The organism is Stenotrophomonas sp. YAU14A_MKIMI4_1 (assembly GCF_003086855.1).
Classification (GTDB): Bacteria; Pseudomonadota; Gammaproteobacteria; order Xanthomonadales; family Xanthomonadaceae; genus Stenotrophomonas.
Genome location: NZ_CP025998.1, coordinates 3,327,780 through 3,349,626, shown reverse-complemented (window position 1 = coordinate 3,349,626; position 21,847 = coordinate 3,327,780). Strand labels below are relative to the sequence as shown.

At 68.9% G+C, this 21,847-nt stretch carries 16 protein-coding genes; 11 read left to right on the top strand and 5 right to left on the bottom strand.

What is annotated here, in order from left to right; all coding sequences use genetic code 11:
• Positions 1 to 374 (bottom strand): transposase (locus C1931_RS20560; protein WP_234412919.1); only part of this gene is annotated, 374 nt, incomplete at its 3' end.
• 528 nt (positions 375 to 902) lie between these two features.
• On the opposite strand from C1931_RS20560, the gene C1931_RS15310 reads away from it, so the two are divergent.
• Both C1931_RS15310 and tsaB read left to right on the top strand, forming a co-directional pair.
• Positions 903 to 2,969, top strand: coding sequence for an ATP-dependent DNA helicase (locus C1931_RS15310; protein ID WP_108756953.1), 2,067 nt, complete (start codon positions 903 to 905; stop codon positions 2,967 to 2,969).
• A 9-nt stretch (positions 2,970 to 2,978) separates the two neighbouring features.
• Positions 2,979 to 3,692 carry a tRNA (adenosine(37)-N6)-threonylcarbamoyltransferase complex dimerization subunit type 1 TsaB gene (tsaB, locus tag C1931_RS15305; protein ID WP_108756952.1) on the top strand — a complete coding sequence of 238 codons (714 nt, stop codon included), beginning with the start codon at positions 2,979 to 2,981 and terminating at the stop codon, positions 3,690 to 3,692.
• A 495-nt stretch (positions 3,693 to 4,187) separates the two neighbouring features.
• Here the strand turns inward: tsaB and C1931_RS15300 are convergent, their stop codons facing one another.
• The gene (locus C1931_RS15300) at positions 4,188 to 5,072 is read right to left on the bottom strand and encodes an energy transducer TonB (RefSeq protein ID WP_108756951.1); all 885 of its coding nucleotides are present in this window, start codon (positions 5,070 to 5,072) and stop codon (positions 4,188 to 4,190) included.
• Positions 5,072 to 6,019, bottom strand: a complete 948-nt coding sequence (gene gshB / locus C1931_RS15295; RefSeq protein ID WP_108756950.1) for a glutathione synthase — start codon at positions 6,017 to 6,019, stop codon at positions 5,072 to 5,074. The genes C1931_RS15300 and gshB overlap by 1 nt, the downstream gene beginning before the upstream one ends.
• 254 nt (positions 6,020 to 6,273) lie before the next feature.
• On the opposite strand from gshB, the gene pilG reads away from it, so the two are divergent.
• The 7 genes from pilG (at position 6,274) to C1931_RS15260 (ending at position 18,179) form a co-directional block, all read left to right on the top strand.
• The gene (pilG, locus tag C1931_RS15290; protein WP_042614342.1) at positions 6,274 to 6,675 is read left to right on the top strand and encodes a twitching motility response regulator PilG; all 402 of its coding nucleotides are present in this window, start codon (positions 6,274 to 6,276) and stop codon (positions 6,673 to 6,675) included.
• Between the two features lie 18 nt (positions 6,676 to 6,693).
• Positions 6,694 to 7,056, top strand: coding sequence for a response regulator (locus tag C1931_RS15285; RefSeq protein WP_108756949.1), 363 nt, complete (start codon positions 6,694 to 6,696; stop codon positions 7,054 to 7,056).
• Entirely contained in the window at positions 7,056 to 7,586 is a 531-nt protein-coding gene (locus C1931_RS15280) for a chemotaxis protein CheW (RefSeq protein WP_108756948.1), read from the top strand. The genes C1931_RS15285 and C1931_RS15280 overlap by 1 nt, the downstream gene beginning before the upstream one ends.
• Positions 7,587 to 7,627: 41 nt before the next feature.
• Positions 7,628 to 9,664 (top strand): methyl-accepting chemotaxis protein, encoded by a 2,037-nt coding sequence (locus tag C1931_RS15275; RefSeq protein ID WP_108750814.1) that lies wholly within the window; start codon positions 7,628 to 7,630, stop codon positions 9,662 to 9,664.
• A gap of 100 nt (positions 9,665 to 9,764) precedes the next feature.
• Complete coding sequence (locus tag C1931_RS15270; protein ID WP_108756947.1) at positions 9,765 to 16,388, top strand: Hpt domain-containing protein; 6,624 nt, start codon at positions 9,765 to 9,767, stop codon at positions 16,386 to 16,388.
• On the top strand, positions 16,375 to 17,718 hold the full coding sequence (locus C1931_RS15265; protein ID WP_108756946.1) for a chemotaxis protein CheB: 1,344 nt from the start codon (positions 16,375 to 16,377) through the stop codon (positions 17,716 to 17,718). The genes C1931_RS15270 and C1931_RS15265 overlap by 14 nt, the downstream gene beginning before the upstream one ends.
• Positions 17,715 to 18,179: a chemotaxis protein CheW gene (locus C1931_RS15260; RefSeq protein ID WP_108756945.1), complete on the top strand. Its 465-nt coding sequence runs from the start codon at positions 17,715 to 17,717 to the stop codon at positions 18,177 to 18,179. The genes C1931_RS15265 and C1931_RS15260 overlap by 4 nt, the downstream gene beginning before the upstream one ends.
• Positions 18,180 to 18,285: 106 nt before the next feature.
• Here the strand turns inward: C1931_RS15260 and C1931_RS15255 are convergent, their stop codons facing one another.
• On the bottom strand, positions 18,286 to 19,023 hold the full coding sequence (locus C1931_RS15255) for a 16S rRNA (uracil(1498)-N(3))-methyltransferase (RefSeq protein ID WP_108756944.1): 738 nt from the start codon (positions 19,021 to 19,023) through the stop codon (positions 18,286 to 18,288).
• The gene (bioA, locus tag C1931_RS15250) at positions 19,014 to 20,405 is read right to left on the bottom strand and encodes an adenosylmethionine--8-amino-7-oxononanoate transaminase (protein ID WP_234412833.1); all 1,392 of its coding nucleotides are present in this window, start codon (positions 20,403 to 20,405) and stop codon (positions 19,014 to 19,016) included. Before bioA ends, C1931_RS15255 begins: the two co-directional genes overlap by 10 nt.
• Before the next feature lie 77 nt (positions 20,406 to 20,482).
• Between bioA and nudE the strand changes: the two genes are divergently transcribed.
• Both nudE and cysQ read left to right on the top strand, forming a co-directional pair.
• Positions 20,483 to 21,046 carry an ADP compounds hydrolase NudE gene (gene nudE / locus C1931_RS15245; protein WP_108750809.1) on the top strand — a complete coding sequence of 188 codons (564 nt, stop codon included), beginning with the start codon at positions 20,483 to 20,485 and terminating at the stop codon, positions 21,044 to 21,046.
• A complete protein-coding gene (gene cysQ / locus C1931_RS15240; protein WP_108756942.1) occupies positions 21,043 to 21,846 on the top strand; it encodes a 3'(2'),5'-bisphosphate nucleotidase CysQ in 804 nt (267 codons plus the stop codon). The genes nudE and cysQ overlap by 4 nt, the downstream gene beginning before the upstream one ends.
• Position 21,847 lies beyond the last annotated feature (1 nt).

Genomic DNA, 21,847 nt, shown 5'->3' with positions numbered 1-21,847 from the left:
GACGAGCGGGTCTTTTTCATCGGCTTTTGAGGCGGTAATGGTGGCAGTGCCAACGCTTGGGCACCCCCGTCAGCATACAACCGCCGCCATTCACCCACCGCGCCGGCGCTGCCGATCTGGAAGAAAGTGGTGGCCTCACGCGCGGACATGCCGTCCTGACTCATCTTCTCCAAGACGGCCAGCTTGAACTGGAGATCGTAGGACCGGGGTTTGCGCTCAAACCCCGGTCGCCCATGCAGCCGGTAGGTCGCTGCCCAGCGCCTCACCGTGGAGAACTCCAGGCCATGGCGGCGGGCAACGGCCTTGACCGATGTGGAGGTGTTACAGGCCTCTTCGGCGACCTGCAATTTGAAACAAACCTCATATCTATTCATGCAAACCTCGGGGTCGGATTAGGTGTCCAACTCCCGGGGGTCACTTCACCATGGGGGCTCGTAGGCGCCATCCATGGCGCCTGCGGTCCTGCACGCCCCACCCACCCGGCCCGCCACACATTGCGCGGGCCGCAGGCAAGAACAAAATCAGAATCAAAAGCGGGTCGCGCGCTGCGCGCACTCGCCAGGGGGTCGGATCCGTTTTCCGCAGGAAAACGGATCCGACCCCTTCTTGTTCCGTTACTCACACCGCTACTGGATCCAGTCGAGCAAGCTTGACTCTACGAAGCCTGTCCGTCCGTCACCAGGAACCCGTCGAGGGCGGGGGGCTGTGGGTTTGCGGGGTGTGAGCCGCATGGATGCGGCGACCAAGCCCCCATGGACGGGTTTACGGCGTCCCCGCAAATCCACAGCCCCCCGCCATCCCTCGGTGAAACCCTGAGCCATGAACGCACGTCGTTGCTGTTGCCGTTGCCCTGGCTTGAAACGGGTGCCGGGCAGCGCCCGGCCCGGTATCCTTTCCCTCTGATGTCCGACCTTGTCCACGCCAGCCGCGAGGCCCTCAGCGACGGCGGCGCGCTCGCCTCGCACCTGGATGCGTTCGTGCCGCGCCCTGCGCAGCTGCGCCTGACCGAGGCCATCGCCGATGCGCTGCAGCAGCGCGATCTGCTGCTGGCCGAGGCGGGTACCGGCACCGGCAAGACCTTCGCCTATCTGGTGCCGGTGCTGCTGTCCGGGCTGCGCACCATCATTTCCACCGGTACCCGCGCGCTGCAGGACCAGCTCTACCACCGCGATCTGCCGCGCGTGCGCCAGGCGCTGGGCGTGGGCCTGCGCAGTGCGCTGCTGAAGGGGCGTGCCAATTACCTGTGCCGCTACCGCCTGCAGCAGGCGCGCGGCGAGCCGCGCTTTTCCAGCCCGGAACAGGCCGCGCAGTTCCAGCGCATCCTGGCCTGGTCCGGTCGCTCGGAATTCGGCGATATCGCCGAGCTGGATGGCCTGGCCGACGATTCACCGCTGTTGCCCATGGTCACCTCCACCGTGGACAACTGCCTGGGCACCGACTGCCCGTTCTGGGAGGACTGTTTCGTGGTGCGCGCGCGGCAACGCGCGCAGGCCGCCGATGTGGTGGTGGTCAACCATCATCTGCTGCTGGCCGACCTTGCGCTGAAGCAGGATGGTTTCGGCGAGCTGCTGCCGGGGGCGCAGGCCTTCGTCATTGATGAGGCCCATCAGTTGCCTGAACTGGCTGCGCAGTTCTTCGGCGAAGGCTTCGGCATGCGCCCCTGGCAGGAACTGGGGCGCGATTGTCTGGCCGAAGCGCGCGGTGTGGGCGGGGCGCAGGCCAGCCTGCAGGACGGCGTCGATCAGTTGCAGCAGGCACTGCTGGCCCTGCGCCTGGCCATGGAAGGGTTGCCGCAACGGGGCACGCAGTGGCGCGCGCTGGCGATGCCGCAGGTGCGCGACGGCTTCGACACCGTGATGCGCTGCCTGGTGGCCCTGGAGCAGACGCTGCAGCCGTTGCGCGATGCCGCGGCGGGCCTGGATGCCTGCCATGCACGGGCACGTGAAGCGGTTTCGCGTCTGGCGCGCTGGCTGGGCGAGGACGAGCCGGTGCTCGATTTCGACGCGGACCCGAACGATGCACCGGCGGCGGCCGATGTGCTCTGGTACGAGCTGACCCCGCGCGGCTTCCGCTGCCAGCGCACGCCGATGGATGTGTCCGGCCCGTTGCGCGAGCACCGCGAGCGCAGCCGTGCCGCGTGGATCTTCACCTCGGCCACGCTGACCGTGGGCGGGGGCTTCGACCATATCGCCACGCGGCTGGGGCTGGATGATCCGCATACGCTGGTCCAGCCCAGTCCGTTCAACTGGCCCGAGCAGGCGCTGTGCTACCTGCCCGAGGGCCTGCCCGATCCGGCCGCGCGGGGCTTCGGTACCGCCTTGATCCAGGCCCTGCAGCCGGTCCTGCGCGCTTCGCAGGGCAGGGCCTTCCTGTTGTTTGCGTCGCACCGCGCGTTGCGCGAGGCCGCCGAAGCGCTGCGCGATGGGCCGTGGCCGCTGTTCGTGCAGGGCGAGGCACCGCGTGCGACCCTGCTGCAGCGCTTCCGCGAATCGGGCAACGGCGTGCTGCTGGGCTCGGCCAGTTTCCGCGAAGGCGTGGATGTGGTGGGCGAGGCGCTGAGCGTGGTGGTGATCGACAAGCTCCCCTTCGCCGCCCCCGATGACCCGGTGTACGAGGCCCGCCTGGAAGCGATCCGCAGCCAGGGGGGCAATCCGTTCCGCGACGAGCAGTTGCCGCAGGCGGTGATCGCGTTGAAGCAGGGCGTGGGCCGGCTGATCCGCAGCGAGACCGATCGCGGCGTGCTGGTGCTGTGCGACCCGCGCCTGCTGAACCGGGGCTACGGCCGCGTGTTCCTGTCTTCGCTGCCGCCGTTCCGGCAGACCCGCGCGCTGGCCGATGTCCAAGCCTTCTTTGCGCCACAATGGACGCCCGTGGCCGAGGACGTTGCCCCGCCGGCGCCAAGCGCAGCGGCGCCCGAGCCTGCTGCGGGCCCACTGCCGGCCCCCGGTGCCACGTTCCCCTTGTTCTGACCTGACCCGATGAAACTGCTCGCCTTTGAAACCGCCACCGAAGCCTGTTCCGTTGCCCTGCATGTGGATGGGCAGGTGCTGGAACGCTTCGAGATCGCCCCGCGCCGGCATGCCGAGCTGAGCCTGCCCTGGGCCGAGGCACTGCTGGCCGAGGCGGGCATCAGCCGCCGCCAGCTGGATGGCATCGCGCTCAGTCGCGGTCCTGGCGCCTTCACCGGTGTGCGCCTGGCCATCGCCATTGCGCAGGGCATTGCGTTGGCGCTGGACCGCCCGTTGCTGCCGGTATCGACGCTGCAGGTGCTGGCGCTGCGCGCGCCGGCCGATGAAGCGCAGATTCTGTCGGTGATCGATGCACGGATGGGCGAGGTGTACGCCGCACGCTTCGAGCGCGTGGATGGTCTGCCGGTGGCCTGCGACGCCGAGCGCGTGTGCGCGCCGGCTGCCGTGGTGCTGCCGGATGGGCTGCAGGCGTACGGTGTGGGCAGTGGTTTCGCTGCTGCCGACGGGGCGCTGGTGGCGCAGCTGGGAGCTGGCTTGCGCGGATTCGATGCAACGGCATTGCCGCGTGCGTCCGATGTGCTGACCCTGGCGGTCCCCGCCTTCGCGCGTGGCGAAGCGATTGCCGCCGAACGCGTTGAACCGGCGTACCTGCGCGACAACGTAGCGCTGACCCTGGTCGAGCAGCAGGCCGTCCGCGAGGCGAAGGCGAAAGCCAACGGCTGAGCCCCTCGTGGCGGGGGCGTGGCGCGCAAATCCAATGCCGTGCTTGGCCGGGCGGGTGGGTTGCGCAGGGGACGCTGCAAGTACGTCCATGTAAGCTCGTAGGCGCCATCCATGGCGCCTGCGCCCCTGCGCAACCCACCCGCCCGGCCTTTGACAGTTTCCGTGCGTGTCCGCCACGGGAAATCAAAAAAAAATCAAAGTCAAAAGCGGATCGCTTCGCTCGCATCCACGCATGGCGTGGATCTACCGTGTCGACCAAGGTCGACACCCACCCACAGCAATGAGGCGCCGCGATCTGTCAGAGGTGGGGCGGTGTGGGCTTGCAGGACCGCAGGCGCCATGGATGGCGCCTACGAGCCTCCAGGGATGGATTTACGGCGTGTCCTGCACGCCCACACCGCCCCGCCAAGCCCAGGCCCTCTACCGCTGCTCTGGCTGTTGCCGTTGCCCTGGCTCTGCAGCGGGTCCCGGGCCGCAGGCCCGGGCAACAAAACCCTACCGGTCGTCGCGCAGTTCGCCGCCGGGCAGGAACACCCACGTGCGGGTTACCTGCAGGATATCCACGCCGTCATCGGTCTTCGGCAACGCGGGGAACGGCTGCGCCAGCTTCACCACCCGCAATGCCGCCTCATCCAGCAACTGCGTGCCGCTGGATTTGAGGATGCGGCTGCTTTCCACGCTGCCGTCGCGGCGCACGCCCACGCTGATCACCACCTGGCCACCCAGCCGACGCTGCCGCGCCTCGTCGGGATAATTCAGGTTGCCGACCTGCTCGGCCCGGTCCACCCAGGCGCGCAGGTAATTGGCGTAGGCGTACTCGCGGGTGCTGGCCGAAACGAACTTGCGGTTCGGCCGCTTCGCATACTGCGCCGAGCGCAGATGGACCTCGGCAGCCAGCCGGGCCATTTCCGCATCGCGCTGCTCGCGCGCGGTCATCGGCGCGTCCGGGGTCGGTTCCAGTGGGGTGGGGCGGGCCTGCGCCTGCGCCACCTGGTCCTGGCCGTTGCGGCTGCTGACCACCCGCGCCTGCGGCGGCGGCACCGCTGCGGCCGATTGCTGCTGCTGCGGCACCGGGCTCACGCCCGCCTGCGCCTGCGGCACCACGCCGGTCTGGTTATCGCGCGGGCGCTGGGCGCGGTCATGCTCGCCGCCCCCCTCCTGGTTGGCGGCGGCCAGGAAATCGGCCTGCTTGGGCGTCAGTGCCGTGCGGGTCTGGCTGAAGATCACTTCCAGGGTGGGCACCAGCGGTGCATCCCCCTTCACCGCAAAGCCCACGCCCAGGACCAGCAGCACGTGCAGCAGCACCGACAGGGCCAGGGTGGCGGCTAGCCGCTGTGCTTCGCGCGGCGGCGGGGGCAGCACGGCGGATACGGCTTCCATCAGCGCAGGCCGGCCTCGATCGCATCAAACAGGGTGCCGGCGATGTTCAGCCCGTACTGCGCATCCAGTTCACGCACGCAGGTCGGGCTGGTCACGTTCACTTCGGTCAGGTAGTCGCCAATCACGTCCAGGCCGACGAAACGCATGCCGCGGCGCTTCATTTCCGGGCCCACCTGGGCAGCGATCCAGCGGTCGCGTTCGCTCAGCGGGCGGCCTTCGCCACGACCACCGGCGGCCAGGTTGCCGCGGAACTCATCGCCCTGCGGAATGCGCGCCAGGCAGTAATCCACCGGCTCGCCGTCGACCAGCAGGATGCGCTTGTCGCCGGCGGTGATGTCGGGAATGAACTTCTGGGCCAGCGCCAGCTTGCGGCCGCCATCGGTCAGGGTTTCCAGAATCACGTTCAGGTTGGGGTCGCCCTGGCCGCTGCGGAAGATCGAGCGGCCGCCCATGCCGTCCAGCGGCTTCAGCACGGCCTGGCCATGCTCCAGCGCAAACGCCTTCAGCGCCTTGGCATCGCGGCTGACCAGGGTCGGCGGGCAGCACTGCGGGAACAGCAGGGCGGCCAGCTTTTCGTTGTAGTCGCGCAGGCCCTGCGGGTTGTTCACCACGCAGGCGCCGGCGGCGGCGGCCAGGTCCAGCACCTGGGTGTCGTAGATGAATTCGGCATCGACCGGCGGGTCCTTGCGCATCAGCACCACCTGGCCGGGGCCGAACACGGTGCGGCTGAATGCGCCCAGCTCGTACCAGCCGGCCGGATCGTCGCGCACCTGCAGCGGGGCAGTAAGGGCCACCGCCACGCCGCCTTCCAGGGCCAGCCCGCCCGGCTGCACGTAGTGCAGGGCGTGGCCACGGCGCTGGGCTTCCAGCAGCATGGCAAACGTCGTGTCCTTGGCGATCTTGATGTGGGCGATGGGATCCATCACCACGATGACATTCAACGGCATGGGCGCACCTTCAAGGCAAGGCGCTGATGGTAGCGGCAACGCCCGCCCCGTGCCTGCCCCGTGGCCTGCAACGCTGCGTCCCCGAAGCGGCGGCCGGGCCCGGTTCTGCGCAATGTCTGCCAAACCGGTCACGTTCAGCCGGGCGCCACGCCAAGCCCGGTGGGACGGCCTTGAAGCGGGCGCGGAAAGTGCGATATAGATACGCTTTCGCAGCGGCACCCAACCTAGAAGGGCCGCGCGCTTGGGGAATGGCAATGACTGAAAACATGACTGCGGGCGGGGAACTCGCAGGACTCCGGGTGATGGTCATCGATGACTCGAAGACCATCCGCCGGACCGCGGAAACACTGCTCAAGCGCGAAGGCTGCGAGGTGGTGACGGCGACCGATGGCTTCGAAGCACTGGCCAAGATCGCCGACCAGCAGCCGCAGATCATCTTCGTCGACATCATGATGCCGCGGCTGGATGGCTACCAGACCTGTGCCCTGATCAAGGGCAACCAGCTGTTCAAGTCCACCCCGGTCATCATGCTGTCCTCCAAGGATGGCCTGTTCGACAAGGCGCGCGGGCGCATCGTCGGCTCGGAGCAGTACCTGACCAAGCCTTTCACGCGTGAAGAACTGCTGGGTGCCATCCGCACATACGTCAACGCCTGACCAGGGGGGAAAGGCACAATGGCTCGTATCGTTCTGATCGAGGATTCACCGACCGACCGCGCGGTGTTCACCCAGTGGCTGCGCCGTGCCGGCCACGAGGTGCTGGAAGCGGACAACGCCGAAGATGGCCTGCAGCTGGTCCGCGACCAGGTGCCGCAGCTGGTGCTGATGGACGTGGTGCTGCCGGGCATGAGTGGTTTCCAGGCAACCCGGGCGATGGCCCGTGATGCGGCGACCAAGCACATCCCGGTGATCATCGTCAGCACCAAGGCGATGGAAACCGACAAGGCCTGGGGCCTGCGCCAGGGCGCAGCCGATTACATCGTCAAGCCGCCGCGCGAAGAAGAACTGATCGCGCGGATCAACGAACTGGTGGCCTGATGCGTTCGCCTTTCGACATTCTTGAAGCCTACGAACGGCGCAGCCTGGCCCATGCGGTGCAGCTGCCCGAACGCCGGTTCGCCCAGGACCTGTGGCGCGGCGTGGGCTACCGGGTCGGCCAGCGCCGGCTGGTGTCCGATTTCCGCGAAGTGGTGGAAATCGTGCCGATGCCGCCGGTCACCCCGGTGCCATGCGCACAGCCGTGGCTGCTGGGCGTGGGCAACCTGCGCGGCAACCTGTTCCCGGTGGTCGATCTGAAGTACTTCCTGGAAGGTGCGCGCACCGTGCAGCAGGAAGGCCAGCGCGTGCTGATCATGCGCCAGGCCGGCGGCGACGTGGCCCTGACCATCGATGAACTGTTCGGCCAGCGCAGCTTCGAGCTGGCCCAGCAGATCGATGCCGGTCGCCTAGCCGAGGGCCGCTATGGCCACTTCGTAGATCGCGCCTTCCACGCCGACGGCCACGAATGGGGCGTGTTCTCGCTCTCGTTGCTGTCGCGCACTCCTGAATTCCGGCAAGCCGCGGCCTGAGGCCGGGCAACGCCCCCTGTATTGAACCTCGAGGTTGAACGATGAGTACTGCTTCGGACGCCACCAAGACCGGCAAGCTGCGGCTGGGCGGCAGCAACCTGTGGCTGGCCCTGCTGTTGCTGTCCATGGTCCTGTTCGGCCTGAACACGGGTGTGGCCACCTGGCAGGGCAGCCGCCTGGCCGATGCCGGCTCCAAGGCCGCCGACCTGCAGGTGCTGTCACAGCAGCTGGCCAACCAGGGACGTGATGCCGTGGGCGGCAACGCCCAGGCGTTCACCGCCTTCAAGGCCACCCGCAACGCGATCGAACAGAACGTGTCCACCCTTCAGGGCCGCTACGGCAGCGAGCCGGGCGTGTCCAAGGCCATCGGCACCCTGGCCGAGACGTGGGCGCCGCTGGGCAAGCAGGCCGGCCAGCTGGTGGCCAGCGAACCGGCGGTGCTGGCCCTGGCCGGCAACGCCAACAACTTCACCGGCGCCGTGCCGGGCCTGCAGGCGCAGCTGAATGAACTGGTGCGGGCGATGTCCGCCTCGGGCGCACCGGCTTCGCAGGTGTACAGCGCCCTGCAGCAGGTGGTGGTGGCCGGCACCATGGCCCGCCGCGTGACCGAAATGCGCGCCGGTGGCAGTGGCGCAGCCACGGCCGGCGATGCGCTGGCCCGCGATATCACCGTGTTCTCGCAGGTGCTCGACGGCCTGCGCAACGGCAACGAAGAACTGGGAATCACCGCTGTGCGCGGCGCCGGCGCGGTGGCTGCGCTGGAACAGTCGCAGCAGAAGTGGGAGGCGATGAAGCAGGACGCCGACGCGATCCTGGCCAGCTCGCGCCAGCTGTTCGCCGCGCAGTCGGCCGCCACGGCCCTGGGCCAGGGCTCGGTGCGCATGCTCGACGACAGCCGCAAGCTGTTCGAAGCGTTCTCCTCGTTCGGCTCGGTGTCCGACACCCGCCTGTTCCCGAATTTCTGGATCGGCGTGGTATCCGGTGCGCTGTCGCTGATCGCGATCATCGGCTTCGTCTCCACCAACGTGCGCAGCCGTTCGCGTGAACAGGAACTGCGCTACCAGACCCAGGTGGAGTTCAACAGCCGCAACCAGCAGGCGATCATGCGGCTGCTGGACGAAATCAGTTCGCTCGGTGAGGGCGACCTGACCGTGAAGGCGTCGGTGACCGAAGACATGACCGGCGCGATTGCAGACGCAATCAACTACGCCGTGGATGAACTGCGCCACCTGGTGACCACCATCAACGACACCTCGGCCAAGGTGGCCGTGTCCACCCAGGAAACCCAGGCCACGGCCATGCAGCTGGCCGAAGCGGCCGGCCACCAGGCCAACCAGATCACCTCGGCCTCGGACCGCATTGGCGAAATCGCTGCCAGCATCGAGCAGGTGTCGCGCAACTCGGCCGAGTCGGCCGACGTGGCACAGCGCTCGGTGGTGATCGCCGCCGAAGGTGCCGGCGTGGTGCGCGAAACCATCCAGGGCATGGACCAGATCCGCGACCAGATCCAGGAAACGTCCAAGCGCATCAAGCGCCTGGGCGAGTCGTCGCAGGAAATCGGCTCGATCGTGGAACTGATCAACGACATTTCCGAACAGACCAACATCCTGGCGTTGAATGCCGCCGTGCAGGCTGCGTCGGCCGGTGAAGCCGGCCGCGGTTTCGCGGTCGTGGCCGACGAAGTGCAGCGCCTGGCAGAACGTACCTCGGGCGCGACCCGACGCATCGAAAACCTGGTGCAGGCCATTCAGGCCGATACCAACGAAGCGGTCACCTCGATGGAACAGACCACCGCTGAGGTGGTGTCCGGTGCGCGCCTGGCCGAAGACGCCGGTACGGCCCTGACCGAAATCGAGCGCGTGTCCAACGCGCTGAACACCCTGATCAAGAACATCTCGATCGCCGCCCAGCAGCAGTCCGCTGCGGCCTCGGACATCACCCGCACCATGGGCGTGATCCGGCAGATTACCGGCCAGACCTCGCAGGGCGCCGGCCAGACCGCCGAATCGATCGGCCACCTGGCACAGCTGGCCGCCGATCTGCGTCGTTCGGTGGCCGACTTCAAGCTGCCGGCGTGACCGCGGCAGGGCGGCGAGCAAGGAACCAGTCGATGAAGCATTTCCATTCCCCAGGCCACGGTCCGCGCGGTAAGCGCGCGGCGGCGACCGGAGCGCACCGATGAGCAGCAGTCTGCGCGACGCCATGAGCCATGCAGCCCTGGGCTGGGTCAAGCCCGAGCTGGACGAGACCCTGCGCCTGGTGCGCAACGAGGTCGAGTACTTCGTGGAAGACCCGGCCGATGGCAGCCGCATGCGCATCTGCGCCGGTTACCTGCACCAGGTGCAGGGCACCCTGCGCATGGTCGAACTGTATGCACCGGCGATGGTGGCCGAGGAACTGGAGCAGCTGGCCGTGGCCGTGGGCGAAGGCCGCGTTGCCGACCGCGACGAAGCCTGCGCCACCCTGATGCGTGGCAGCGTACTGCTGCCCGACTACCTGGAGCGCCTGCAGAACGGCCATCGCGATATTCCGATCGTGCTGATGCCGCTGCTGAACGAAATCCGCGCTGCACGTGGCGAAGAAGGCGTCAATGACAGCGTGCTGTTCGCCTTCGCGCCCGAGAGCGTGACCGCCACCGAGGCCGAGCTGGACCACGCCCGCGGCAGCCTGAGCGGGCGCAACCGCGAACTGCTGGATACGGTGGGCAGCGCGGTGAAGGAAGAGCTGCTGCAGGTGAAGGATGCACTGGACCTGCACCTGCGCACCGGCGGCGCGCCGCAGCAGTTGCAGGAACAGGTGACCAAGCTGGGTGCCGTGGCCGATACCCTGGGCATGATGGGCCTGGGCGCCGCGCGTGGCGTGGTCGTGCAGCAGCGCGATGCGCTGCTGGGCGTGGTTGAAGGCCGCCAGCAGATCGATGAAGACCTGCTGCTGGATATTGCCGGTGCCCTGCTGTACGTGGATGCATCGCTGGACGACCAGGTCGCCCATCTGGGCGCCGGTGGCAGTGGCGAAGACGATCCCAGCGCCGTGGAAAACCGCCGCACGGTGGAAATCCTGGCGCACGAAGCCATCGCCAACTTCGCGGCCGCGCGCGAGCATTTCGTTGCCTTCATCGAGACCAGCTGGAACCACGGCGAACTGCAGGACGTGCCGCGCCTGCTGGGCGACGTGTCCGGTGCGCTGCGCATGCTCGACCTGGGCACTGCCGCCGACTACCTGCGCGGTGTGCAGCAGTACATCGAAGCCGAACTGATCGGCCGCCAGCGCGTGCCCAGCGGGCGCCAGCTGGACACCCTGGCCGATGCCATGGCCAGCCTGGAGTACTACCTGGAAGCGCTGCGCGACCGCCGTCCGGGCCGCGAAGACATCCTGGACATCACCCGCAGCAGCCTGGAGGCGCTGCGTTACTGGCCGCTGCCCGAGCGCACTGCGCCGGCCGCTGCCGAGGCCGCTGACGCCCAGCCCGACCCGGTGCTGCGCGAGGCGGTCGCGCTGCCCGCGGCCGCCCTGCAGGTCGAGCCGGTGCAGATTCCGGTGCAGCCCGCCGCACCGGCACCGGGCGACGTGCCGGTGCCGTTGCCTGATTTCACCTTCGATCCGCCGCCGGCGCAGCCGGTTGCGGAAGCCGATGCGCAGTCGCTGGTATTCGGCGCGCTGGAACTGGCCGATACCGATGCCGTGCCTGCCGCTGCGCCTGCCGACAGCGCCCCGCTGCTGTTCGCCGCATCCAGCGCACCGCCGCCGGCAGTGCCGCAGTGGGAGCTGGGCAGCCTGGACCACGCAGCGGACAGCGTGCCCGCCGAGCCGATGGTCGAAGAGGACGCGCGTGCGCCGACCTTCGCCAGCTTCGATCCGGTCAGCTATGAAGCCGATGCGGATGCAGGCGATGCATCCATCGCGTCGCACTGGTCGCTGACGGCCGCATCGCTGCAGGTGGCCGACGGCGCTGCGCACGTCCACGGTGATGCCGAGGACAGCGTGGCCGTGGCCGAGTGGGACGACGCCCCGGCGGTGTCGTCCTCGGTGGCGTCGTCGTTCGACCCGGTGGCCGCAGAACAGGACGGCCTGGCCGTGGCAGGCGACGACGTGGTGTTCCACTTCGACGCCAGCGAACTGGACAATGCCGAGCACGTGCTGTCGCTGGATGCGATGGAGACGCTGTCGCTGGACGAAGCGCCCCGCCTGGACGCAACGCTGGACATCGTCGATGCCGAGCCGCTGGCCGACGCCACCGTGCAGGCCGAGGAAGCCGAACCGGCGATTGTCGAAGCCCTGATCGAAGCCGAAGCCGAAGCACCGGTGCTCGCCGACGCTGAACCGGTCGCCGTGGCCACCATCGACGTGGACACCATTGCGCCGATCGATTTCAGCGAGGCCGATGCGCAGTTCCTGGCCGAACTGAGTGCGGCGGCGGCGGAGTTCAATCCGCACCCGGAAGCGGCCCCGGCCGTTGAACCGGTGGCCGTTGCCACCGGCGCTGCCGAGGTCGGCATCGAAGCCGGCTTCGAAGACGATGCCGAGAACATCGACCAGGACATCCGCGAGGTGTTCCTGGAAGAGTTCGACGATGAACTGCAGAACCTGGGCACGCTGCTGCCGCCCTGGCGCATGCAGCCGGACAACATGGACCGGCTGCGGCCGATCCGCCGCATCTTCCACACGCTCAAGGGCAGCGGCCGTCTGGTCGGTGCACGTACGCTGGGCGAATTCGCCTGGAAGATCGAGAGCCTGCTCAACCGCGTACTGGACGGCACCCGCCCGGCCACGCCGGCGGTGCTGGCCATGATCGACCACGCGCACGCCGCACTGCCGCAGTTGAACGCCGCGCTGCGCCACGGCCAGCGCATCACCGTCGATCTGCAGGCCATGCAGGCCATCGCCGACCGCGTCGGCGCCGGTGAGGAAACCTTCTACGTGCCGCTGCCGGGCGCAGCGGCCCCGGTCGCCGAAGCGCCGGTGGTGGACGTGGCCAGCGAAGACACCGCCGTGCCGGTGGACGCGCTCCACAGCGACGTTGCCGAGCAGGCCGCTGAACCGGTCGCCGAGGTGGTCGAGCCGGTGGGCACCCCCGCGCAGATCGACAGCGTGCTGCAGGAAATCCTGGAAGCGGAAGTGGAGCTGCACCTGGCCACGTTGCAGGCGTGGTTGCAGGACGCGCAGCAGGCACCGCACGCGGTGACCGACGCGCTGCTTCGCGCGGTGCACACCATGAACGGTGCGTTCGCGATGACCGAGGTGCCGGAAATCACCGCCGTCACCGGGGCGGCCGAGTCGTACATCAAGCGCGCCCTGGCCGCGCAGGCCGTGCCGGCGGACGAGGGCGTGTCGGCGCTGCTGGACACCGCGTCGGCCATTGCCGGCACCATGACCGCGCTGCAGGCCGAGCAGCCGCGCATCGCGCCGCACGATGACCTGGCGCAGCGCCTGCAGGCGCTGGCTGCCGCGCTGCCCGAAGCGCGCTGGCCGGTGCTGGAAATGGAGGATGACGACGCCGACGATCTGGCCATCGATGCAGACGAAGCGGCAACCGTGCACGCCGACGCCGCGTCGGCCGATGCGCTGGGCGACATCGAACCGGTACCGCCGGTCGAAAGCGAGCTGGAACGCGTTGAACTGACCGGTGGCGAAGATCTTTCGCCGTTCTTCGATGCCGGCTGGCCCGCGCTGCCGCAGGGCGGGGAAGGCACCGATGTGGTCGAACCCGAGCGCGAAGCCCGCACGGAAGCCGACGCTGCGCTGCCAGCGGAAGCGGAGGCGGAGGCGGAAGCCGCGGTTGGTTCAGAAGTAACCGAAACGCTGCCCGATGTCCCGGCCGACGCCGAGGACGCCGATCTGACCGGTGCCGATGATCTGTCGCCCTATCTGGACGCCAGCGCGTTGCCGGTGGACGACAGCGATGTTGAAGACGTGGTCGAACCGGCGTCGATTGACGCGATCGACACGCCGGTAGCGGCGCAGGCGCACGACGACACCGCGCTGTACGACGAAGAAGATGAACAGGCGCTCGACAGCACGCTGGCGAGCCTGCACGATGATATGGCTGCGCCCGGCTTTGCCGAGCCGGTCACCCTGGAGGCGGCGCTTGAAGCCGGCCTGCATGTGATCGAGCCGGAACCGGCGCAGGACGAGCAGGCCGACTGGCCCGTGCTCGGCCTGCAGGCCAGCGAACTCGCGCCTGGTGAGGCAGATGCCTTCGCCGAGGCTGCGGACGTCGGCGGGGAGGCGGCGGTCGGTGAAGGAGAGAGCGCCGACCTGCCGTCCCCGGCGACGGTGGATGCAGACGTGACCGAAGCAGTTTCGGTCGCACCGGCACCGTTGTTCGAGCTGGAAGACGCACCGGGGCAGGGCGCGTACGTGGCTTCGGCCGTTGAAGCCGTTGCCGAGACCGGCGCAGATGTCACCGCTGCCGTGGCTGCCGCCGACGGCAACGGGCAGGAAGACGCCCCCAGCGACCAGCTCGACTTCAGCGTGTACGACCGCGAGCTGGTCGATATCTTCGTGGAAGAAGGCAACGACCTGCTCGACCATTGCGACGGGCTGATCAGCGAGCTGCGCGAAGCGCCGCAGGACCGCGAGGCTCTGGCCGGCCTGCAGCGCGATCTGCACACGCTCAAGGGCGGCGCACGCATGGCCGGCATCAACGCGATCGGCGATCTCGGCCACAGCATCGAATCGCTGCTGGAAGCCGTGGCCGCCGGCCGCACCGAGATCGAACGCCCCGACGTCCACCTGCTGGAGCGTGGCTTCGACCGCCTGCACCAGCTGCTGACCCGTACCGGCGAACACCGCACGGTGGAGCCGGCGCAGGACCTGCTGGACGCGTTCGAAGCCCGCACCCGCGTGGATGCCGGCAGCGCCGTTGTTGCTGCCAGCAACGACGCGGAATCGACCGTCGTACCCGTGGCGCCGCTCGCCCTGGCCGATGCACCGCTGTCGGCACCGCTGCCGCTGGAAGGCACGCCGGACGAAGATCCGCTCGCCCGCCCGCAGCAGGAGCAGGTGCGCGTACGCGCCGATCTGCTGGACCGCCTGGTCAACCATGCCGGTGAAGTGGCGATCTACCGTTCGCGCCTGGAGCAGCAGCTCGGGGCGTTCCGCGGTGCGATGGGCGAACTGGAGCGCACCAATGCGCGACTGCGCGACCAGCTGCGCCGACTGGACCTGGAAACCGAAGCGCAGATCGTCGCGCGTTACCAGCGTGAACAGGACCAGGCCGATCAGAAGTTCGATCCGCTGGAACTGGACCGCTTCTCCACCCTGCAGCAGCTCAGCCGCGCGCTGAACGAATCGGCAGCCGACCTTGGCGGCCTGCAGGGCGTGCTGGACGATCTGTCGCGCCAGTACGATTCGCTGCTGCAGCAGCAGTCGCGCGTCAGCTCGGAACTGCAGGATGGCCTGATGCGCGCGCGCATGGTGCCGTTCGACGGCCTGGTGCCACGCCTGCGCCGTGTGGTGCGCCAGGCCGGCATCGATACCGGCAAGCAGGTGCACCTGACCCTGGAAGGCACCCACGGCGAACTGGACCGCAACGTGCTCGACCGCATGGTCGCGCCTCTGGAACACATGTTGCGCAATTCGGTGGCCCACGGCCTGGAAGCGCCGGAGCAGCGCCGCAGCGCCGGCAAGCCGGAGGAGGGCGAGGTTGCCATCCGCCTGCACCGCGAAGGTTCGGAAATCGTGCTGGAAGTGGCCGATGACGGTGCCGGCCTGGACCGCGAAGCGATCCGCCGCCGCGCCATCGACCGTGGCCTGCTGGGCGCCGATGCGCAGCCCAACGAGCAGGAACTGGACAACCTGATCTTTGCCTCCGGCTTCTCCACCGCCGACCAGGTCAGCCAGCTGGCCGGCCGTGGCGTGGGCATGGACGTGGTGCGCAACGAAGTGCGCCAGCTCGGCGGCTCGGTCGACATCCAGTCGGTGCGTGGCCAGGGCGTGCGCTTCACCCTGCGCCTGCCGCAGACGCTGGCCGTCACCCAGGCGGTGTTCGTGCAGATCGGCGAAACCACCTTCGCCGTGCCGGTGGCTTCGGTCAGTGGTATCGGCCGCCTGTCGCGCGATCGTTTCGAAGCGGCCGACAGCAGCTACCGCTACAGCGGCGAAGAATTCCCGCTGTACGACCTGGGCAGCCTGGTCGGCCAGGCACCGGCCCGTGCAGATGGCCAGGACCAGGTGCCGCTGCTGCTGGTGCGCGCCGGCGACCTGCGCGCGGCCGTGGCGATCGACCAGGTGCTGGGCAACCGCGAAATCGTGGTCAAGCCGGTGGGCCTGCAGATCGCCTCGGTACCGGGCATCTACGGTGCAACCATCACCGGCGATGGCCGCGTGGTGGTCATCCTGGACGTGGCGCCGCTGGTGCGCCGTTACCTGGCCAACCCGATCGTGCCGGTGCAGGACAACGCACCGCGCCAGGAACGGCAGGTGCCGCTGGTGATGGTGGTCGACGACTCGCTGACCATGCGCAAGGTGACCGGCCGCATCCTGGAACGCCACAACTTCGAAGTAAGCGTGGCCCGCGACGGCGTGGAAGCACTGGAGCAGCTGGAAGAGCGCGTGCCCGACCTGATGCTGCTGGACATCGAAATGCCGCGCATGGATGGCTACGAGCTGGCCACCGCGATGCGTGCCGACCCGCGCTACAAGGACGTGCCGATCGTGATGATCACCTCGCGCAGCGGTGACAAGCATCGCCAGCGCGCCTTCGAGATCGGCGTGCAGCGCTACCTGGGTAAGCCGTACCAGGAGCTGGACCTGATGCGCAACGTGTATGACCTGCTGGGGATCGCCCGTGTCCGTGAGTGATGTGAATCCGGTTCCGGCCGTTGCCCTGCTGGCCCGTCCGGGCGCGGCGCGCGAACGCCTGCGCGAAGCCCTGGCCCATGCCGATGTGCAGATCGTGCTGGAAGATGATCCCAGCGGCCTGGAACCGCAGGCGCTGGCCGATGCACAGCCGCAGTTCGTGGTGATCGCCCTTGAGGCGGCCATCGAGGACGCCCTGGAGCGCCTGGAGCCGGCCTTGTCCGCGCCGGGGCTGACCCTGGTGTTCGACGAGGCCGAACTGGCCGCGCGCCGTGACGGCTGGGAAGCTCAGCGCTGGGGCCGCCACCTGGCGGCCAAGCTGCACGGCCACCAGCAGGTATTGCCGCCCGGTGCCGAAGACGAGCCCAGCCTGCAGCTGCAACCAGGCCTGCCGTCCACGCCGCCGCAGCCGCAGGATGCCGCGCTGCAGCCGCACCTGGACCAGGCGCTGTCGTGGGCCGACGACGTGCCGGCCGATGGCCTGTACTCGCCTCCGGCCGACCTGCATGAACCCATCGCGCTGGAACAGGCGCTGGCCGCGCTGCAGCCGGTGCTGCCCGAGCCGCCGCCGTCGGCCGAGGCTGTAGAAGACATCGCTGCGCCGGTGATCGAACCGCCGCCGGTGCCGTCGGCTGCGCTGGGCGATCACACCGCCTGGTCGCTGGTGGATGAGCCTGCCAGCGCGCCGGCCCCGACCACTCCGGCGGCCGACGCTGCATCACCGACCACCTTCGATACCGACCACCTGAGCCTGGTGGACCTGGATGCAGCACTGCCCGCCGGCGCCCGCGCCGGTGCGCTGCTGGTGCTGGCCGGTATCGGCGGTCCCGATGCGCTGCGTCGCCTGCTGGGCGCGCTGCCGGCCGACCTGAGCGTGCCGGTGCTGGTACACATGCGCCTGGACGGTGGCCGCTACGGCAACCTGGTCAAGCAGATGGCGCGCGTTTCGCCGCTGCCGGTGCAACTGGCCGAACCGGGCCAGCGCGCCGTACCCGGTGAAGTGCACGTGCTGGCTGATGATCTGGGCGTGCAGGCGGCCACGGACGGGCTGTACTTCCAGACCCGTGCGCAGGGCATCGCGATCGACGCCCTGCCGCCGGCGCACACCGCGGTGGTGCTGCTCAGCGGCGCCGACCTGGCCCATGTGGGGCCGGCGCTGGACCTGGCCGCCGCCGGCGCCTGGGTGGCAGGGCAGGTGGGCGAAGGCTGTTACGACCCGGCTGCGGCCACGGCCGTGGTGGCCGCCGGCATGGTCGCCGGTGAACCGCAGGAGCTGGCGCAGGCGATTGCCGCGCGCTGGGGCCGGCACGAAGATGACGGAGACGCAGCATGAGTTACGCCAGCAATGACGAGATCCGCGGCGTCCTGATCCAGGCCGGTGGCGAGCGCGTGCTGCTGCCCAACGCCACCGTGGCCGAAATGATGTCGCGCGTGGCGATCGAACCGGTTGCCGACGCACCGCGCTGGCTGCTGGGGCAGATTGCCTGGCACGGCTGGCAGGTGCCGCTGCTGTCGTTCGCGCGCCTGACCGGCCTGGGCGATGAAGTGGTGGGTGCGCACAACAAGGTGGTGGTGCTGAAGGCACTGAGCGGCAACGCCCAGCGCCCGTACTACGCGCTGCTGACCCAGAACTTCCCGCAGCTGATCTCGGTGCCGCGCGACGGTCTGCTGGCCGACGCCTCGGAAGAAACGCTGCCCGACATCGTGCACATGCGGGTGCTGCTGGGCGAAAAGAGCGCCCTGCTGCCGAACCTGGATGCGCTGGAAAGCGCGCTGGATTCGCTGGCCGCCTGATCCGGCGGCTGCGCGCGCTCGGTAGGTGCCGACCTTGGTCGGCACTGCTTCGCCGCCCTTGGTAGGTGCCGACCTTGGTCGGCACTTCGCTCGCGGAACGCGCCCCTTACCCCAGATCCCCCAACCGCGCCTGCAATGCCGCAATCGCGGCCAGGCCGGCGGTTTCCGTGCGCAGGATCCGCGGCCCCAGCTGCAGACCCTGGAAACCGGCCTGGGCCAGCTGATCGCGGTCACGCGGCGACCAGCCGCCTTCGGGCCCGATGGCGATCACCACGCCCCCCGCCGGTGCGGCCTGCAGCGTGGACAGGCGGTGGCTGCCCAGCGGGTCCAGGGTCAAGCGCAGGGTGTCGGTCGGCAACGCTGCCGTTGCCTGTGCCAGCGACAGCGGCGTGCCCACCGCCGGAATGCGTGCACGCCCGGACTGGCCACAGGCCGAGGTCACCACGTTGTTCCAGTGCGCCACGCGCTTTTCCGCGCGGGCGGCGTCCAGCTTCACCTCGGTCCGCTCGGCATTGACCGGCACGATGGCGGCCACGCCCAGTTCGGTGGCCTTCTGCAGGATCAGGTCCATCTTCTCGCCGCGCGCCACGCCCTGCAGCAGGGTGATGGCCAGCGGCGATTCGTTGCCGACGGCCTGCACGCTGTCGATGCGCACCTGCACCTCACGCTTGCCGGCCACGGTCAGCACGGCGCTGTAGTCGTGGCCATCGCCATTGAACAGCACGCAGGTATCGCCTTCGTGCAGTCGCATCACCCGTACCAGGTGGTTGGCGGTGTCTTCGGGCAGCGTCAGGGTCTGGCCGCTGTGCAGCGGCAGGTCGATGGGACAGCGGGTCACGCGCATGCAATTGCCTCGTCGATGGCTGCCAGCGTGGTGTGGGCCAGCAGTTCCAGTTGTTCGTCGTCCACACAATACGGTGGCATCCAGTACAGCACATCGCCCAGCGGGCGCAGCACCACGCCGCGCTTCAGCGCCGCCTTGTAGGCGTGCAGGCCCAGCCGCAATGCCGGCTCGAACGGCGTGCGGCGATCGCCGTTGCGCGACAGTTCAAACGCCACCACCATGCCGGCCTGGCGTACGTCGGCCACGTGCGCATGGTCGGCCAGCGGCGCGGCCAGGGCGCCCATCACCGAGGCGATGCCGCGGTTGCGCGCAATCACGTCCTCGTCGCGGAAGATGTCCAGCGTGGCCAGGGCGGCCGCGCAGGCCAGCGGGTTGCCGGTATAGCTGTGCGAGTGCAGGAACGCGCGCTCGCGTGAATCGTCCAGGAAGGCGTCGTACAGCGCCTGCGTGGCCAGCACCGCGGCCAGCGGCAGGAAGCCGCCGGTCAGGCCCTTGGACAGGCACATCAGGTCGGGCATCACCCCGGCCTGTTCGCAGGCGAACAGGGTGCCGGTGCGGCCAAAGCCGGTGGCGATCTCATCGGCGATCATGAACGCACCGTGCGCGTCGCACAGCTCGCGCACCCGTTTCAGATAGATCGGGTCGTGCATGCGCATGCCGCCGGCGCACTGCAGGCGCGGTTCCAGGATCACCGCGCAGATTTCGCCCGGGTGCTGGTCGAACAGCGTGGCCAGGCCGTCGGCGGCCTGCAGGGCGCGCTCAGTGGCGCTCTGCCCGGGCTCGGCCAGGTAGGCATCGGGCGAGGGCGCGAACAGGCCCTCGGCCAGCAGCGGCGCATACACGCGGCGGTACAGCGGGATATCGCCCAGCGCCAGTGCGCCCAGGGTTTCGCCGTGGTAGCCGTTCTCCAGCGCGATGAAGCGCGTGCGCCGGCGCTCGCCGCGGTTCTGGAAATACTGGAAGGCCATCTTCAGCGCCACTTCCACCCCGGCCGAGCCGTTGTCGGCGAAGAACACCTTGGCGAGCGGGTCGCGCCCGGCCTGGCGCGGCGCCAGCGCCAGCAGGCGCTCGGCCAGGGTGATCGCCGGTTCATGGCTGAACCCGGCCAGCATCACCTGTTCCAGCTGCCCGGCCTGGGCGGCAATGGCGCCGCCGATGCGCGGTTCGGCGTGACCGAACAGGTTTGTCCACCAGCTGCTGACCGCATCCAGGTAGCGGTTGCCGTCGTGATCGATCAGCCAGGCGCCCTGGCCGCGCGCGATCGGCACCAGCGGCAGGGTGTCCGGGTGCTCGCGCATCTGCGTGCAGGGGTGCCAGAGCACCTGCAGGTCGCGTTGCCGCCACTGCCGGGCCAGCGGGGAAGGGGTTGGGTCTGCTAGCATTTCGGGCTCATGAACATGTTGCTGCCTGCCCATTCTATCGGCCCCGGCGCGCGCGCCGCCCGCCGTGGAGAGTCCGAATGACCGATGACCGCGCCAGCCGTCGCCTGCCGATCATCCATCGGATCACCGACGAGGAAAACGGCCCGTTCCAGCGCCAGCACCTGGACCTGGAGTTTTCCAATGGCGAACACCGGCGCTTCGAGCGCCTGGTCAGCCGCGGCCATGGCGCGGTGGTGGTGGTGCCGATGCTGGATGACCAGACCGTACTGCTGGTGCGTGAATACGCCGCCGGCGTACACCGCTACGAGCTGGGCCTGGTGAAGGGCCGCATCGATGCGGGCGAAACCCCGGAACAGGCTGCCGACCGCGAGCTGAAGGAAGAGGCCGGTTACGGTGCGCGGCGCGTGGATGTGCTGCGCGCGATGACCCTGGCGCCGACCTACATGAGCCACCAGTCCTGGCTGGTGGTGGCACGCGATCTGTACCCGGAAAAGCTGGCCGGTGATGAGCCCGAAGAGCTGGAAGTGGTGCCGTGGAAGCTGGCCGAGCTGGACCAGTTGATGCTGCGCGAAGACTTTTCCGAAGGCCGTTCGCTGGCCGCGCTGTTCATCGCGCGGCAGTGGCTGCAGGCGGCGCGATGATCAAGCTGACCACCGAACTGCGCGAGACCGCCATTGCCATTGCCCAGGAAGCCGGGCAGGCGATCATGCAGGTCTACAGCAGCGGTTTCGACGTGACCCTGAAGGCCGACGACAGCCCGGTCACCGCGGCCGACCTGGCCGCCGACCGTGTCATCCAGCAGGGCCTGCGCCAGCTCACCCCGGATCTGCCCATCCTTTCCGAAGAATCGGCGCTGGTGCCCTGGGAACAACGCCAGCACTGGGGCGCTTACTGGCTGGTCGATCCGCTGGACGGCACCCGCGATTTCGTCAAGCGCAACGGCGAGTTCAGCGTCAACATCGCGCTGATCTACCAGGGTGCACCGGCGTTCGGCGTGGTGCAGGCGCCGGTGACCGGCATCGTCTGGCACGCCATGCGCGGCGAACTGGCCTACCGCCGCCAGGGCCTGCACGACACCGTGCTGCGCACGCGCAGCCCGGCGACCACGCCGCTGCGGGTGGCGGCCAGCCGTTCGCACCGCTCGCCGGAAACCCTTGCGCTGCTGCAGCGCATGGGCGACATCGAAACCGTGGTGCAGGGCTCGTCGCTGAAATTCTGCCGCATTGCCGAAGGCGGGCTCGACGTCTACCCGCGGCTGGGGCCCACCTCGGAATGGGACACCGCCGCCGGCCAGTGCGTGCTGCACGCCGCCGGCGGTGCCGTGCTGTCGGCGCGTACCGGCAAGCCCTTCCGCTACAACCGCCGCAGCACGCTGCTCAATGGCGATTTCATCGCCCTGGGCGACACCAGCCTGCCGTGGCGCGACTGGTTGACCGACTGAA

What these genes read in the sequence shown, in the direction of transcription:
- C1931_RS15310 (WP_108756953.1), top strand. Translation starts at nt 903, where the DNA reads ATGTCCGACCTTGTCCACGCCAGCCGCGAGGCCCTCAGCGACGGCGGC.
- tsaB (WP_108756952.1), top strand. Translation starts at nt 2,979, where the DNA reads ATGAAACTGCTCGCCTTTGAAACCGCCACCGAAGCCTGTTCCGTTGCC.
- C1931_RS15300 (WP_108756951.1), bottom strand. Translation starts at nt 5,072, where the DNA reads ATGGAAGCCGTATCCGCCGTGCTGCCCCCGCCGCCGCGCGAAGCACAG.
- gshB (WP_108756950.1), bottom strand. Translation starts at nt 6,019, where the DNA reads ATGCCGTTGAATGTCATCGTGGTGATGGATCCCATCGCCCACATCAAG.
- pilG (WP_042614342.1), top strand. Translation starts at nt 6,274, where the DNA reads ATGACTGAAAACATGACTGCGGGCGGGGAACTCGCAGGACTCCGGGTG.
- C1931_RS15285 (WP_108756949.1), top strand. Translation starts at nt 6,694, where the DNA reads ATGGCTCGTATCGTTCTGATCGAGGATTCACCGACCGACCGCGCGGTG.
- C1931_RS15280 (WP_108756948.1), top strand. Translation starts at nt 7,056, where the DNA reads ATGCGTTCGCCTTTCGACATTCTTGAAGCCTACGAACGGCGCAGCCTG.
- C1931_RS15275 (WP_108750814.1), top strand. Translation starts at nt 7,628, where the DNA reads ATGAGTACTGCTTCGGACGCCACCAAGACCGGCAAGCTGCGGCTGGGC.
- C1931_RS15270 (WP_108756947.1), top strand. Translation starts at nt 9,765, where the DNA reads ATGAGCAGCAGTCTGCGCGACGCCATGAGCCATGCAGCCCTGGGCTGG.
- C1931_RS15260 (WP_108756945.1), top strand. Translation starts at nt 17,715, where the DNA reads ATGAGTTACGCCAGCAATGACGAGATCCGCGGCGTCCTGATCCAGGCC.
- C1931_RS15255 (WP_108756944.1), bottom strand. Translation starts at nt 19,023, where the DNA reads ATGCGCGTGACCCGCTGTCCCATCGACCTGCCGCTGCACAGCGGCCAG.
- bioA (WP_234412833.1), bottom strand. Translation starts at nt 20,405, where the DNA reads ATGCTAGCAGACCCAACCCCTTCCCCGCTGGCCCGGCAGTGGCGGCAA.
- nudE (WP_108750809.1), top strand. Translation starts at nt 20,483, where the DNA reads ATGACCGATGACCGCGCCAGCCGTCGCCTGCCGATCATCCATCGGATC.
- cysQ (WP_108756942.1), top strand. Translation starts at nt 21,043, where the DNA reads ATGATCAAGCTGACCACCGAACTGCGCGAGACCGCCATTGCCATTGCC.